Origin of the sequence: Empedobacter sp. UBA3475 (assembly GCF_002378465.1) — a bacterium.
Taxonomy (GTDB): Bacteria; Bacteroidota; Bacteroidia; order Flavobacteriales; family Weeksellaceae; genus Empedobacter; species Empedobacter falsenii_B.
Genome location: NZ_DFRA01000041.1, coordinates 1 through 15,556 on the forward strand (window position 1 = coordinate 1; position 15,556 = coordinate 15,556).

Sequence of the window (15,556 nt, forward strand, 5' to 3'; positions counted from 1 at the left end):
CAAAGGTAATACTTATTTTTTAACTAACAAATTGTATTTTGATAAATTTTAAAGCTTTTATTTCAATAAGTCAATTCTTACTTTTACTCCCAACCCCCCTTTCGGAATCGGATTGCAAAGGTAATGCTTATTTCTAAACTCGCAAATTTATTTTTAAATAATTTTTGTCGCTATATAAGTCCTTATGTCAACTACAATACTACTCGTCTTTCGTATTGGGATTGCAAATATACGGCTGGATTATTCGTTTTTCCAAACATACTTTACTTTTATTTTACATTCTTTCCTTAAGTTATTGGTACAATGGAAAATATTTTTTGAAATGTTTAGATATGAGAACTGAGATATTAGATTTTTGACGAGAAAAGCTCTTTTTAAAAACTAAATTATAACGGGATAGATTTCTCGACAAGCTCGAAACGACAGGAAAATTAAACTTGTTAATTACTCAAGAATGCCTTTTAACTTCATAAAATGATTAGATGTTTTGCTTTTCTTACCAAAAAGAAAAGTAAAATGGATACTTTTGAGTTAACTATTCGGGAGGAATTGTCGCAAAGCGAGAATGAGTTATTCAGTATAGTTAATAATATAATGGATACGATGCTGATGACATCATAATTAAGTTTCTATAAAAAAGCTTTTTGATAAAATCGGAGTGACAGAATCAAAAAAAGGAGAACGCTTTATTCTCCTTTTGTATCTTATTAATGTGGACCGTTACCGTTTTTATCTTTTTCCAAATCGGTATTCCAAATTTTGATTTTATCTGTTTTTTTCAAGCCAGATTTTACTTGAACATTCACTCCGTCTGTAATTCCAAGAGTGATGTATTTCTTTTCGTATTTTGCATCTTGTCCTTTACCAGAAGTAAGAATCTCAACATATGGTTTTTGGTTTTCGTCGTAACGAACATGCGCTGATTTTACCAACAATACATTTTTTGCTTCCTGCGTTACAACCTCAGCATTTGCAGAATATCCCGCACGAATAAAGTTATCTGAATCTAATTGAACTGGTGCTTTAATCTCGAACTGAACTACTCCATTCGTTGCAACTCCTTGAGGCGAAATAAAATCAAGAATCGCTGTAAAAGTTTTGTTCGGAATTGCACCAATCGATACATTAATTTTCATTCCTTCTTTTAATTTACCAACCTCAGCTTCGTCAACTTTTCCTTGGAAAATCATTTTCTTAACATCAGCCATCGTAGCAATAGTAGTACCTGTAGAGAAATTATTAATCTCTTGCACCATATTCCCAACCTCAACAGGAATATCTAAAATCATTCCCGAAGTAGTTGCTGTAATACGTGTTGTTGCATAAGCTTCCAAACCGGGAGCAATACCTGTTTGCGCAACTTTGTAATCGTTTTCGGCAGCTTTTAATTGTTGTTGAGCTGACTTATATGTCGCATTTGCATTGTCATAATCTGCACGAGGCAAAACACCTTGATTATATAAAGTTGATGTTCGATTGAAATTACGACGTTCTTGATCGACCGTAATTTGAGCCGCTTGAATAGACTGACGAGCTGCATTTAACGACTGAACATTTGGAACAACTTTCAGTTCACAAATCAACTGACCACGCTCTACATATTGTCCTTCAGCAACATTAATCGATTTTATAACACCCGAAATATTTGGCTTAATTTCAATTGTTTCCAACGGTTTTAATTCACCAGTTGCAACAGCTTTCACCTCTATATTTCCCATAAAAGGCGTTGTCGTTTCATAAACTTCATTGTCTTGGCTATTCTTTTTACCGAAATATGCAATCACACCGATTACAGCACCGATAAAAACGACAATCATCAAAATCTTTAGAAATTTTTTCATTCTTCTATATCTGTTAAGTTTTAGTTATTCATCTCTCAAAGCATCAATAGGTTTGATTTGAATTGCACGTTGAGCAGGAATCAATCCCGCTAAAGTTGCCATAATCACCATCACTGCTAAAGCTGTAAAAAGTGTAAACAAATCGATTGACGCATTATATAAAGGTATGTTTTTATTTGATGGAATGATAATTTCGTTGAGAACCATTAGTAAAAGTGCTGCAAAAATAATTCCGCCTAAACCTGCAATTAATGTTAAAACTACTGATTCTAACAAAATTTGTCCTCGAATTTGAGCAGGAATTGCACCTAATGCTCTTCGAATTCCAAATTCTTTTGTTCGTTCTGAAACTGTAATCAATAAAATACTTGCAATCGCAATAACCCCGGAAAATAATGTCATTCCTCCTACAACAATCGCTAGGAACTGCATTCCTTTTACGAATTTCATAATCTTTCCAAGCATTTCACCTAAATTAAAACCACCAATTCCCTGGTCGTCATCTGGCGAAATATTTTTAATTTGTTTCAGATATGTTTTTAATTCTTTTTCGAATGCTACAATATCATAATTATTAGGTAAACTCAAACTTAAATATTGAATCGTTTCTCCTTGATTGTATATTTTTTGAAATGTTGTAAACGGAATAAACACTTGATCTTTACTCTCTACAGGCGAAGAAGGTGTGTCGTAAACGCCGACAATTGTATAATAACTATCGCTAATTCTGATTTCTTTCCCTAAAGGTTTCGGTTTATCACCAAAAAATTGTTCGGCAACTTCAATTCCAATTACACAAACTTTCGATTCAGTTTTGATATCATCTTCATTGATAAAACGACCTTGAATAATATCTTTCCCAAACATTCGGTTTTGATCTGGATAATCTCCATTAACCGTGTAAAAATTATATTTTGTTCCGTAAGTTAATATTGAATTTGGTTTCGAGTTTCGAGGAGCTAACAACGAAATTTGAGGAAAACGAGCCTGAATTTGACGAACATCACTCATTTTCAATTCAATTGTGCGACCTTTTTGAAATCCTTGATATGGCATCGATGTTGTCCCTCCCCAAACAAATAATGAATTGGTTGCGGCATTTGCCAAATTACGGTCAAAACCATTTTGCAAACCGCGTGTTACTCCTAACAATAATACAAATAAGAACATTCCCCATGCAACACCAATCATTGTCAAAATAGTGCGCAATTTATTTTTGCGAATCGCCGCGTAGACTTCGCTCCAAGCATCTGGATCAAAAACAAATTTTATAAAGTTCATTATTCGTCTCTTAAAGCATCAATAGGTTTAATACGTGCTGCATTCAAAGCTGGAATTAATCCAGAAACTGTTCCTGCAACAAATAAAATAATACAAGCCATTACCAACGAATTAGTTTCTACACCTGGATTATAAATAAAATATTCTTCTAAGCTATCTCCAATATTTTCTACAACAAGTGCCGCTAAAGCAATTCCTATTGCTCCGAAAATAATTGTAATCATAATTGCTTCTTGTAAAATCAGTCCCAAAACATTGGCTGGTGTTGCGCCTAAAGCTTTTCGAATACCAATTTCTTTGGTACGCTCTTTTACACTAAACACCATAATATTTCCGATACTTACGATTCCTGCAATCAAACTTCCTCCACCAATTACAAATACAATAATTGTCAGAATCAAGAAAAATTGATTGGTATCTTCCATTGCATCAGCCGCATTTCGCACCCAAATTCCACCATAATCAGAAGGTGCAACATTATGTCGACCTTTTATATTATATTCAATTGCATTTGCAAGTTTAGAAATGTCAGCCAAAGCCATTCCATCTTTTGGTGTTACAATAATCGATGATACTTTATCTGTAGCATAAATCGTTCTAAACGTTGTAAAAGGTGCATACAAAGCACGCTCGGCATTATCACCACCATCTTTACTTTCGAAAACACCAACCACTTGATACATACTTGAACCTAATTGCAAATACTTACCAATCGCAATCTGATTTGGAAAAAAATCTTGCGCAACCAATCGTCCAATAACAATTGATTTGGACTGATTCTCCATATCTTTTTTATTGATAAATCGACCAAGCGTTACATTTTCATTAATCATTGATTCATATTCTGGATAAACTCCAGTAATTGAATAACTTCCTGAATTAGCTTCATTTCTAATCGTATCACTTTTCGAAATTGTACTTACAATCGATTTTATTTCATCTGGAAAAGAATGTTTAATAAAATCAAAATCTTTTACATCCAATTCAATTGTACGTCCTTGTTTGAAACCATTGTAAGGTTCTGTTGTTGTACCTCCGTTAACGGTAATATTTAATGAATTTGCTTTGAAAAATTCTTGTTGAAACCCGTTCTGCAAACCATTTCCCAATCCATACAATGTAATAAACACAAAAAGCGCCAAAGCGATTGTCAAACCCGACAATGCTGTACGCAATTTATTACTTGCAATGGACGACCATATTTCGCTCCAACGGTCTGTATCAAACATATTTTATATTTAAGATTCTTTGATTTATGATTTACGAAGTTTGAGATTCGAAAATCATTAAACTCTTACTTGTTCTACTTTTTCGTCACTTACAATTACACCATCTTTAAGACGAACAATACGTTTACACATATTTGCAATATCATCTTCATGCGTCACCATTACAATTGTTTTACCTTCGTCATTAATTTCTTGAATCAGGTGCATTACTTCTTGCGAAGTCTTTGTATCCAGCGCTCCTGTAGGCTCATCCGCCAATAACAATTTTGGTTTTGCAGCCAATGCACGCGCAATTGCAACACGTTGTTTTTGTCCACCCGAAAGTTCATTTGGCATATGAGTAGCCCAAGGCTCCAACCCCACTCTTTCCAGATAACTAAGCGCTATTTTATTTCGATCCGATCGTTTTACTTTTTGATAATACAACGGTAACGCTACATTTTCTAATACATTTTTGAAACTAATTAAATTATAAGATTGAAAAATAAATCCTAAAAATTTGTTTCGATAATTAGCCGCTTTAGTTTCGTTTAACTTCTCAATTCTAACACCGTCCAATTCATAAATACCTGTATCATGCTCGTCCAACATTCCAATGATATTCAATAAAGTTGATTTCCCCGAACCCGAAGATCCCATAATCGCAACAAATTCGCCTTCCGTAATCTCAAGGTTAATTCCTTTGAGTACGTGAAGTTTGTTTTTTCCCATTATGTAGGATTTATTTAAATCTCGAATAGATATCATAGATTGTTGTAAATTTCAATAAAGATAACAGATAAGTCGAAATTATAAGAAAAATGTTACAAGCAAGTTTAAGATTTATCTTATAAATAGCGCTAAAATATTTTTCAAAATTAATTTTCAATAATTTTTGAAAGTATAGAAATTTATATATATTTGTGTAAATAATAATTGCAATGAAATTAGAAGAATCAAAAGAAAAATTTGTTCAAACTTGGGGAACTTTCGCTGTTAACTGGGGAATAAATCGTACTATGGCACAAGTTCATGCATTATTATTAACGTATAATGAACCTATTTCTACAGATCAAATTATGGAGGAATTACAAATTTCTCGCGGAAATGCAAATATGAATTTGCGTGCTTTGATGGATTGGGGAATTGTAAGAAAAGAATTGATAAAAGGAGAACGTAAAGAATATTTTGTTGCCGATAAAGATGTTTGGTATTTATTCAAACAAATTACAAAAGAACGCAGAAAGCGTGAAATAGAGCCGGTAATTGATTTTTTAGAATCATTAAAAAACATCGACGATCAATCTGATGATGCAAAAGAATTTGCAAAATTATTACAAGATTTATCTTCTGTTTCGACAAAAATCAATAATATAATGGACCTTGCTATCAAATCTGATGAGCATTGGTTGGTAGGAAAAATCACGAATTTGATAAAATAATCAATTCGTATTTTTTTGAATCACAAATTTCAAAAATTATTGAAAATTCAATATGTATAATATTATTTCGTATATCATTTATCTGATTATTACTTTCTACATCACCATTTTTATTGGTTGGAAAGTGTATAAAATTGGTTTTGTGTACTTGACAAACTTAATCGATAATCATTCTGTTTGTCAATCGATTAATAATCTTTTATTGATTGGATACTATTTGGTCAATTTAGGTTTTTCGGCAATAAGTTTACAAAACTGGGAACAAGTTGACTCCATTACCATCATGTTTTCTTCATTGTCCTACAAAATTGGATTTATATTATTAATCCTCGGAATATTAAATTTTATTAATTTATCAATTATTTATATCGCAAGAAAAAGCAAAAAAATAAACACTTAAACACAGCAAATTATGACAAATTACAATCTAATTGCATATTTGGTTTACTTACCAGTGGCAATATTAATGACAATCGCAGTTTCTAACGTTTTATTCAAAAATGGAAAAATATTTATGTACGATATTTTCCATCAAAAAGAAGATATTGCAAGCGCAACAAATTCATTATTCAAAATTGGTTTTTATCTTTTGAATATCGGTTTTGCCATGCTAATTGTTTACATGACTTCTATCGCAACAACCGAAGATTTGATTGTAAAATTAAGTACAAAAATTGGTAGTTTCGCCATTTATTTAGGAATAATGTTGATGCTAAACCTTTTCTTATTTATGAAAGGCAGACGTAGATCTTTGCAACAACAATATTTAAGAAGTTTAGAATCTTAACAAGAAAACCTCCCAAAAGTTAACTTTTGGGAGGTTTTTATTTTAAACTGGATCAACATCAACATCAATTCGTACCGAACGAAAAGCTGCAATTGTATGCAATTGATCTATTTTTGCTTGAATTAAATCTTTTACTTTTTGAGGTGATTGATTTGGTCTAATTTTAATCATCACATCTGTAATATATAAATTATTGATTCTTCCAATCGAAGGCGTTTCTGGACCAAGTAAACATTTTGCATCAAAACTTGGTTTAAGCAAAACGACTAATTGAGCCGCCGTTTTATCCAAACGCTCTTTATTTTTATGCTTGAAACGCAACTTGATTAACCGTGAATAAGGAGGATACAAAAATTCTTTTCGCTCATACAAAATATCTTTCATCGTTGGTGCATAACTGTAGGTTGTGACATTTTGCAAAATCTGATGTTCTGGCTGAAAAGATTGAATCAATACTTTTCCTTGTTCTTGACGACGACCTGCACGACCAGAAACTTGCGTTAACAATTGAAACGCTTTTTCGTGCGCTCTAAAATCAGGAAAATTTAACAAAGAATCTGCTCGAATAACACCAACAAAATTAACATTTCCAAAATCAAAACCTTTTGTAATCATTTGCGTTCCAATTAAAATATCAATTTCTTTGTTCTCAAAATCTTCGATCAATTTTTCGTACGCAAATTTCCCTCGCATCGAATCGACATCCATTCTTCGAACTTTTGCTTCAGGAAAAATTGTTTGAACTTGCTGTTCTATCTGTTCTGTTCCCAAACCTTTTGTATTCAATTCGTACGAACCACAACTCGGGCAACGCAAAGGTTTTGCTTGTGCATAACCACAATAATGACATTTTAGTTGATTCGAGAATTTATGATATGTTAAACTGACATCACAATTTGGACATTCGGGCGTATGACCACACGTATTACATTCCATAATTGGCGCATATCCACGACGATTCTGAAATAAAATGACTTGCTTTTTTTGATGCAATTGATTGAAAATTTCATCACGAAGTGTATGCGAAATATCTTCTGTAATTTCTTTTTCCTTTTGCGCTTTTTTGAGGTCAATCAAATTAATTTCGGGCAATTTTATACTCCCAAAACGTTCAGTTAATTCGACATAACCATATTTTTTATTTTTCGCATTATAATAACTTTCAGCCGAAGGTGTCGCTGAACCTAATAAAACCTTCGCATTCATCATTCCTCCAAGCAACATCGCCATATCGCGCGCATGAAAAAATGGTTTTACATCCATTTGTTTATAAGAAGATTCGTGCTCTTCATCCACGATAATCATTCCTAAATTATCAAAAGGCAAATACAACGCTGTTCGTGGACCAATGATAATATCAAAATCGCCATTCAAGGTTTTCTGCCACAATTCTACACGTTCATTTTGATTGAATTTCGAATGATAAACTCCTACTCTTTCTCCAAAATGTTTTTTGATTCGATGAACAATTTGAGTTGTCACAGAAATTTCTGGTAATAAGTACAACACTTTATTTCCTTTCGCAATTACTTGTTCCATCAATTTTAGATAAATTTCTGTCTTTCCACTTGATGTTACACCATGTAATAAAACGGTTGATTTATCCTTAAAATCTTCTTTAATTTGATTTAAAGCTGCAATTTGTTTCAAGGTCAATTCAGCAATTTCAGCAACTTCTTTCTCATCTTCATCTACACGAGAAGTTTGATGTTGATAAATTTCAACTGCTCCTTTTTCTGCTAAAGATTTAAGTACAGCATTTGTCGCACCTTGTTTTATAAAATCTGCAACTTTTAGCGGTTTTTCTTGCGATTGCGTTTCTAACGTAATCAATTGCAACAAGGTTTCGCGCTGTTTTGGTGCTTTATTTAATTGATTTAAAATCTCGATAAAGGCAGTTTCATTTCCTTTTAAATCTGGATGTAATCGGACATAATTATCAATTTTTGGCGTATATTTTTCGTTCAGTTTTTCATCTAACCGAATAATTCCTTTATCAATTAATAATTTAAGTGTTGGAATTGCTGATTTCTCGTCTACAATTAAAGCTGCTTCTTCAACTGAAATGATTTCACGCAATTTCAACGCTTCAAAAACTAAGAATTCATAATCATTTAGCTCTTCAATTGTTTCATAATTTGGATTAATTAATCGAACAAAAGTTTGAGATTCTAATTTTAATGCAGAAGGAAAAGCATTTCGAAAAACATCGCCCAGTGAACACATATAATAATTCGCCATCCATTCCCAAAAATTAATTTGCGTTTGCGTCACCAAAGGTTCATCATCCAAAAAAGCATGAATCGCCTTTGTTTTGTATAATTCTGGCGCATTTTGATGAATAGAATGTACAATTCCTGTATATAATTTTTGCGTTCCGAAAGGCACGGAAACACGCTGACCAACTTTAATTTGCTGTAAATCAATTTCAGAAAGATGGTATGTAAATGTTCCATTTAATGAAAGTGGTAAAATAATTTCGGCAAAATAATTCGTTGTCATTTTATATGATTAAAAACGCAAGTTAAACATTTTTTTGTGTTAAGAATGAAGATTACAATTGCTTAAAATTTCACAAATTATTAATATTTCATTTTCAGATAGTTTGAAGAATTAATACTAATTTTAAGAGAATTCAAAAACTATCATTATGTTACATGCCATTTTAGATCAGATTTCGGAATCGGAAAAACCAATTATAAAAATCATTTTCAGAAATGATGATACGCGTGTTGTTGCTTTTGGACTAAAAAAAAGTTTGAAATTAATCGATCATCAATTACCTGTAAATGCAAAAATTTTAATGCTGAAAGGTGAAATAGAAATTGATTCAAAAATTGAGATTGTCAATTTAAAAGAATTTGACGAATATATTCTTCCTCCAAAAGTTATTCATCAAGTGACTTCCTTACAAGATTCGATGATGTTGGTTATTCTAAATTTTAATAAAAAAAGTTTTTAAAATATAGTTAAACTCTATTTATTTACACTATAAAAAACTTTATATTTATGATTATTAATTTATCAAAATATGAAACTACTTTTCTCATTAACTACTCTCCTTACCTTAGCCCTATCTTCTTGCAGTACAAGTATTAAACACGATCGATTATTTACTGGAACGATTGTGAGAGATTGTACAGGAACTTACATTCGTGTTGATGACAAAGAGGATTATTTGGTTTGTAACAATGAAATATTTTCAGACAAAAAAGAAGGTGAAACCGTGAGTGTTATTTATGATTTTGAAAAAACATGCAAAGAGTTAGAAAATAAAGCAACTTGTATGATGTATCATGAACATAAAGGCAAGATTAGAATCAAGAAAAATAATAATTAATCAAAAAATCCACTCAAATTGAGTGGATTTTTGCTTTATATAAAATACGATTATTTCGATTTTTTACGACGCTCTAATTCTTTTTCAATCAGCATCAATTCGCGTCCTGTTTGTCCTGCAACAGAAGTGTTTTCTTGTGCTCGACGAACCAAGTAAGGCATTACTTCTTTGATTGGCCCGTAAGGTAAATATTTTGCAATATTGTATCCTAAATGCGCCAAGTTGAATGAAATATTATCACTCATTCCAAATAATTGTCCAAACCAGAAATTTGGATTATTTTTCTCAATTCCGTTTTCGTTCATCAATTTGATTAACAATTCGCAACTTTCTTCGTTGTGCGAACCTGCGAATAAACCAAAACGCTCGTGATGAGAAGCAATAAATTCTAACGCTAGATTATAATCTCTATCCGAAGCTTCTTTGTTTGGTTGAATTGGAGATGGATAACCTTCGGCTTGCGCACGTGCACGCTCTTTCTCCATATATGCTCCACGCACAATTTTGAATCCTAAGAAATATCCTTCGCGCTCTGCTTTTGCATGCATTTCTTTCAAATAAGCCAAACGATCATGACGATACATTTGCAACGTATTCCAAACTAATGCACGTTTTGTGTTATATTTCACCATCATTTCGTCAGTCAAATCATCTGCAGAACCTTGCATCCAAGTTTCTTCTGCATCTACCATGATATTAACATCCAAATCATATCCTTTTTGACATACTGCCTCGAAACGTTGACGAATATTAGCCCAAGATTTTTCTTCTTCTGCAGTTAACGTTTGTTTCTTCCCTACTTTTTCAAATAATTCGATTCGACCAAATGCAGTTGGTTTAAATACTACAAATGGAATTGATTGATTAGATTTTGCTAAATCAACCAAGTGTAACATAACGTCACGAACTTCGTCAAATTGTTTTTCTTCTGTTAATCCTTCGATAGAATAATCTAAAATAGAACTTACGTGATATTTAAATAATTCATTTGCGACAACCACACCTTGTTCTGCCGTTTCTCCTCCTACAAATTGTTTGTAGATTGTTTCACGAATTACAGGTTTTACGAATGGGATATCTACCGCAAATGGTAAATTAAAAAACTTAGTTCCAAAACTTGTCAATGCGGGGCTTCCGATTAACTTGTATAAGTAATACGCTTTCTTTAAATCTTTATCTGATTTCGATTCGAAAGCAAACTGTGTATTGTCGAATAAAGACATGTGAGTTAACTATTTTTTGTGTTAATATAACGTTACAAATTTATAATTAAAACCTGATTAAACTAAAAAAACCTACAAGAAATTCTTGTAGGTTTTTGATATATTTTAAAGATTGCAAATAGTTGCCTATTCTTATCCTTTTTTAGCGTATTTGCTTCTGAATTTGTCGATACGTCCTGCAGTATCAACCAATTTAGTTTTACCTGTGTAAAATGGGTGAGATGTAGAAGAAATCTCCATTTTGATTAATGGGTACTCTACTCCGTCAACAACTAATGTATCTTTAGTATCAGCACAAGATTTTGTGATGAACACATCTTCGTTAGACATATCTTTGAATGCTACCAAACGGTAATTTGTTGGGTGGATATCTTTTTTCATTTTTTTAATCTTCTTTGTTAACTTTATTGGAGTGCAAAGATAATATTATTTACAGAATGTTACAATCAATTTTATTGAAAAAACATTTAAAACAATACATTAAGCAAATTTAATTTCGAGTGTAATGGGCTTCTTAAAATTAAACCTGCACTTCTTGTACACATTTTTCGTGGTGCAAATATAAACATTTTAGTAATTCGTACAAATATTTTTGGTGAATCTATTCATAAAAATCTATTTTTTATCTTTGTCCATCTACAATAAAACCTATTATTTGCTGTTTAAACTTATATAATGAATCATAATTTTATGAACGTAAAAACATTAATCGCCGGACTTGGTATTGCTTCTTTGATTGGTTTTCAATCTTGTCGCGATGATTTTGACTATGATCCAATTAGTTCTGAATTGCGCTTTAGCAAAGATACCGTTTCCGTAGATACCGTATATAATTTCTCTAAATCTGAAACCTATCTGCTTAAAATTTATAATCCTGAGAATGATGATCGCGTGATTCCAAAAATATATTTGACACGTGGAAATAATTCATTTTTCAATATAAATGTAGACGGAAAAGCAGGAACAAGTTTCGAAAATGTGCCGATTCGCAAAAAGGATAGTTTATTTATTTTTGTTGAAGTAAATGCTCAAGAAGCGCCTCTTAATCCGCTTTACGATGACGAAATTAACTTTAAAACAACCAATTCTTCTAAAAAAATCAAGTTACTTTCTTGGATAGAAAAAGCTAAAATTCATACAAAAGATGCTACAATTTCTTCTGCAAATTGGAATATGGACGAAGCCCAAGTAATTGACGGAAATTTAACTATTACAAGTGATTTAACAATTGATAAAGGTGCAAAAGTTTATTTCAAAAAAGGAGCAAGTTTAACAGTTGGAAACAATGCAAAACTTACTGTAAATGGAGCTTTGAATGAAGAAGTGAAATTTCGTTCAGCTCGTCATGATAATAAATACGATTCGATTCCTGATCAATGGAACAAAATCGAACTAGCTCCAAATAGTACATCAAAAATCAATTATGCAAAAATTATTGGTGCAGATACTGGTTTACACGTAAATAATTCGAAATTAGATATTAGTAATGCTAAAATTGTTAATAATCAATCGTATGGAATTTTAGCAACAAACGCTACAATTACAGGTTACAACTTGGTGATGAATAATAGTAATTTGGCAACTTTAGCAATAGAATATGGTGGTTCGTACGAATTTTATCATTCTACTTTTGCCAATTATTACAATTTTGCGACAAGTGCTGGTCCAGCTTATTCGCTTTTCTTGAGTAACGAAAACAATGATAAAAATGTTTCGGCTTTGACAAAAGCAACGTTCGGAAATTGTATTATATATAATGAACGCACGCCAAATGCTATTTTATTGGATAAAAAAGATGGTGCGGCTTTCAATTATTTATTTGACACCAATGTTATTCACAATGCGGATACTTCAGTATTAAATGTGACAACTGCGCCAAATTTCTTGGCAAGTATTACGTTAGATCCGATGTTTGAGAATACAAATTATTTCGCAAATAAATTAGCTGTGAAAAATGAATCACCTGCTAAAGGGAAAGGAAAAATATCTTTTGCGCAACAATATCCGTTAGATTATAACGGACAACCTCGAGGAACAACTCCTACAATTGGAGCATTTCAATAAAATAAATAAGGTCGAGTAAAACTCGACCTTATTTATTTATTATTTAACTGAACAGATACTTTTCCTTTAAAATCATCTCCTTTAAAATTGATTCTATAACTTTTATAAGATTCTAAATGAATAGATTCTTTTTTATTCATTTTTCCTTTCGAAGCACTACCTATTTGAGTTAATTCTTTTCCTGTATAATCTACAATCGAAAAATCCATTAAACCATTTTTTTGTTTCACTTCATAATCTAATTCAAGTTCTATATCTTGATTTGTTTTCAAGAAATAATAAACTTCTCCTTGCATTTGTGTAAAGTCCAAAACGATTTGATTATTATTTCGTCTAATCACTTTTGTTGCTGAATATGTTGTTCCTTCTGTTTTATAAATTCCATCAATACTCAAATATCTTGACGCATTCGTTGACACATTCGAAACAGTTGAAATTGTAATACAAGATTGCACCAACATCACTGCAAAACACAATAAAATAAATTTTCTCATAACATCATATCTTTACTATTAAGATGCATGTTTTATAAAAAAGTTACAACAAAGATTTAAATTCTATTCGTTATTTCTCGTACCAAAACACCAACAACTCCTAAAATAACCACCTCATCATTTTCGTGTATTTGAACACAATCTTTGTAATTTAGATTTATCGCAATCAGTTTATTGTTTATTTTATCAAAGCGTTTCAACGTATAATCTTCATTATTAACAGAAACAATAATATCATCGTGATGCAACGGAATAAGATCTGTCCGAATCACCAAAATATCATTTTTTTGATAAACAGGATACATCGAATCTCCACCAACGACAATCAAAAAAGTAGATTCGGGATGCGTTAAATAACGTTCGTCCAAACTTATTCTATCGTCCACAAAATCTTCTGCAGGTGAAGGAAATCCAGCATTTACATGACCAAAATTCGGAATATATTTTTTCTCACCATCTGTATTTATAACAAAAAGGTTGAGTTCTTTGTCTAACATTTTTATCTCTCCATTCATTTTTTCTATCGTTTAATACACCACCAACAAATCTTTCCACTTGGTTGTATAACAAGGTGATAAATTATTTTGACGCATTTTCCACGTTTTATTCAAATCTTGCGAAGCTAATTTTATTTTTGCCGCACCAAATTTTTTGTTCAACAAATCGATGACTTTCATCAAATCTGGGTGATTTGGATTTTCTTCTTCAAAAAGCGATAATTGTTTTTGATCTGACGAAACAATTCCAGACACCACTACTCCAGCCTTTTTGTACTCATAACCATCTTTATAAATTTGCTCAAACGCTTTAATTGCAAATTTGGACAACGTTATACTTGAATTCGATTCGTAAGGTAAATGGACCGAAATTGTACGGTAATATTGTGGTTTATTTCTATCAAAATTATTGGTCTGAATAAAAACTGTAACCAAATTGCAAGAAGAATTCTGTTTCCGAAGTTTCTCTGCACACGAAACCGCAAAAGTAGCAACACGCTCTTTTACATATTCAAAATCGTTGGTATATTCTTCAAAACTACGCGTCGTTGCAATACTTTTCTTTGCCGAAATCGCTTCTAAATCTAACACCGCTTCACCTAACAAATCTTTTTTCAAACGCAAACCTACTATCGAAAATTCTTTCCGAAGAAAATCATCTTTTAATTGTACAAAATCCAACGCTTTATTGACACCGATCATTCTCAAACGTCGCGACATTCGTCGACCAATTCCCCAAACATCTTCAATATTTAACCATTTTAACGCTTTATGGATTTGTTCTTGAGTCTGAATAATATAAACCCCTTGATGAACTTCTGGAAATTTTTTCGCAATATGATTCGCTAATTTCGCCAAGGATTTTGTTGGAGCAATTCCTACACAAACTGGCAATTTTGTAAATTGATATATTTTAGATTTGATTTCTAATCCGTAATTTTTCAAATCAAAACGATCAAATCCATTCAATTTTAAGAAACATTCGTCTATCGAATAAATTTCCTGATCAGGCGAATACAACGATAAAATCGACATTACACGATTGCTCATATCCGCATATAATTGATAATTTGACGAAAAAACTTTGATTTTTTTCTGTTCAAAAATACGTTGAAATTGATGCGCAGGCGCACCCATTGGAATTCCAGCTAACTTTGCTTCGGCAGAACGCGAAATTACACAACCATCATTATTAGACAATACTACAATTGGCTGATGAAGAAGCTTCGGTTGAAAAACACGATGGCAACTGGCGTAAAAATTATTACAATCTATCAATGCGAACATAATACAAAGTTGAGAAGTTAAAACGCCACATTGTGTCATCGAAAATGTTAAATTATTCAAAAATAAAAAACCACTCAAATGAGTGGTTTGTA

General features: G+C 31.9%; 16 protein-coding genes. 6 read left to right on the forward strand and 10 right to left on the reverse strand.

The genetic code is table 11. From position 1 onward, the window contains the following. Positions 1-707: 707 nt before the first annotated feature. The 4 genes from B3I31_RS09390 to B3I31_RS09405 are packed head-to-tail and all read right to left on the reverse strand — an operon-like array spanning position 708 to position 5,098. The gene (locus B3I31_RS09390) at positions 708-1,841 is read right to left on the reverse strand and encodes an efflux RND transporter periplasmic adaptor subunit (protein ID WP_219034695.1); all 1,134 of its coding nucleotides are present in this window, start codon (positions 1,839-1,841) and stop codon (positions 708-710) included. 24 nt (positions 1,842-1,865) lie between these two features. Beyond that, on the reverse strand, positions 1,866-3,122 hold the full coding sequence (locus B3I31_RS09395; RefSeq protein ID WP_038335695.1) for an ABC transporter permease: 1,257 nt from the start codon (positions 3,120-3,122) through the stop codon (positions 1,866-1,868). Continuing rightward, complete coding sequence (locus B3I31_RS09400; RefSeq protein WP_038335694.1) at positions 3,122-4,351, reverse strand: ABC transporter permease; 1,230 nt, start codon at positions 4,349-4,351, stop codon at positions 3,122-3,124. The genes B3I31_RS09395 and B3I31_RS09400 overlap by 1 nt, the downstream gene beginning before the upstream one ends. A 57-nt stretch (positions 4,352-4,408) precedes the next feature. Next, a complete protein-coding gene (locus B3I31_RS09405; protein WP_038335693.1) occupies positions 4,409-5,098 on the reverse strand; it encodes an ABC transporter ATP-binding protein in 690 nt (229 codons plus the stop codon). Positions 5,099-5,271: 173 nt separating this feature from the next. Between B3I31_RS09405 and B3I31_RS09410 the strand changes: the two genes are divergently transcribed. From B3I31_RS09410 to B3I31_RS09420, 3 genes are read left to right on the forward strand one after another with little or no spacing between them, the layout of a single operon-like run. Continuing rightward, a complete protein-coding gene (locus tag B3I31_RS09410) occupies positions 5,272-5,772 on the forward strand; it encodes a GbsR/MarR family transcriptional regulator (protein WP_038335692.1) in 501 nt (166 codons plus the stop codon). Between the two features lie 52 nt (positions 5,773-5,824). Continuing rightward, on the forward strand, positions 5,825-6,172 hold the full coding sequence (locus tag B3I31_RS09415) for a hypothetical protein (RefSeq protein ID WP_291060342.1): 348 nt from the start codon (positions 5,825-5,827) through the stop codon (positions 6,170-6,172). A gap of 12 nt (positions 6,173-6,184) precedes the next feature. Then, positions 6,185-6,559 carry a hypothetical protein gene (locus B3I31_RS09420; protein WP_125349102.1) on the forward strand — a complete coding sequence of 125 codons (375 nt, stop codon included), beginning with the start codon at positions 6,185-6,187 and terminating at the stop codon, positions 6,557-6,559. A gap of 42 nt (positions 6,560-6,601) precedes the next feature. On the opposite strand, the gene priA is transcribed toward B3I31_RS09420, so the two are convergent. Next, complete coding sequence (gene priA, locus B3I31_RS09425) at positions 6,602-9,061, reverse strand: replication restart helicase PriA (protein WP_286496372.1); 2,460 nt, start codon at positions 9,059-9,061, stop codon at positions 6,602-6,604. Positions 9,062-9,209: 148 nt separating this feature from the next. On the opposite strand from priA, the gene B3I31_RS09430 reads away from it, so the two are divergent. Both B3I31_RS09430 and B3I31_RS09435 read left to right on the forward strand, forming a co-directional pair. After that, positions 9,210-9,521 carry a hypothetical protein gene (locus tag B3I31_RS09430; RefSeq protein WP_115001209.1) on the forward strand — a complete coding sequence of 104 codons (312 nt, stop codon included), beginning with the start codon at positions 9,210-9,212 and terminating at the stop codon, positions 9,519-9,521. Between the two features lie 69 nt (positions 9,522-9,590). Beyond that, positions 9,591-9,899 (forward strand): hypothetical protein, encoded by a 309-nt coding sequence (locus B3I31_RS09435; protein ID WP_115001211.1) that lies wholly within the window; start codon positions 9,591-9,593, stop codon positions 9,897-9,899. Positions 9,900-9,949: 50 nt separating this feature from the next. Here B3I31_RS09435 and B3I31_RS09440 read toward each other — a convergent pair whose 3' ends face one another. Both B3I31_RS09440 and B3I31_RS09445 read right to left on the reverse strand, forming a co-directional pair. Continuing rightward, positions 9,950-11,122, reverse strand: a complete 1,173-nt coding sequence (locus B3I31_RS09440; RefSeq protein ID WP_115001213.1) for a proline dehydrogenase family protein — start codon at positions 11,120-11,122, stop codon at positions 9,950-9,952. A gap of 132 nt (positions 11,123-11,254) precedes the next feature. After that, complete coding sequence (locus tag B3I31_RS09445) at positions 11,255-11,503, reverse strand: type B 50S ribosomal protein L31 (RefSeq protein WP_038335685.1); 249 nt, start codon at positions 11,501-11,503, stop codon at positions 11,255-11,257. Between the two features lie 294 nt (positions 11,504-11,797). On the opposite strand from B3I31_RS09445, the gene B3I31_RS09450 reads away from it, so the two are divergent. Continuing rightward, positions 11,798-13,186: a hypothetical protein gene (locus tag B3I31_RS09450; RefSeq protein ID WP_257468169.1), complete on the forward strand. Its 1,389-nt coding sequence runs from the start codon at positions 11,798-11,800 to the stop codon at positions 13,184-13,186. 32 nt (positions 13,187-13,218) lie between these two features. Here B3I31_RS09450 and B3I31_RS09455 read toward each other — a convergent pair whose 3' ends face one another. Genes B3I31_RS09455 through B3I31_RS09465 form a run of 3 tightly spaced genes read right to left on the reverse strand, consistent with a single transcriptional unit; the run spans position 13,219 to position 15,542 of the window. Next, a complete protein-coding gene (locus B3I31_RS09455) occupies positions 13,219-13,680 on the reverse strand; it encodes a hypothetical protein (protein ID WP_219034692.1) in 462 nt (153 codons plus the stop codon). Between the two features lie 56 nt (positions 13,681-13,736). Continuing rightward, entirely contained in the window at positions 13,737-14,195 is a 459-nt protein-coding gene (locus B3I31_RS09460; RefSeq protein ID WP_115001214.1) for a LexA family protein, read from the reverse strand. 12 nt (positions 14,196-14,207) lie between these two features. Next, on the reverse strand, positions 14,208-15,542 hold the full coding sequence (locus tag B3I31_RS09465) for a Y-family DNA polymerase (protein WP_306459994.1): 1,335 nt from the start codon (positions 15,540-15,542) through the stop codon (positions 14,208-14,210). Between the last annotated feature and the right edge of the window lie 14 nt (positions 15,543-15,556).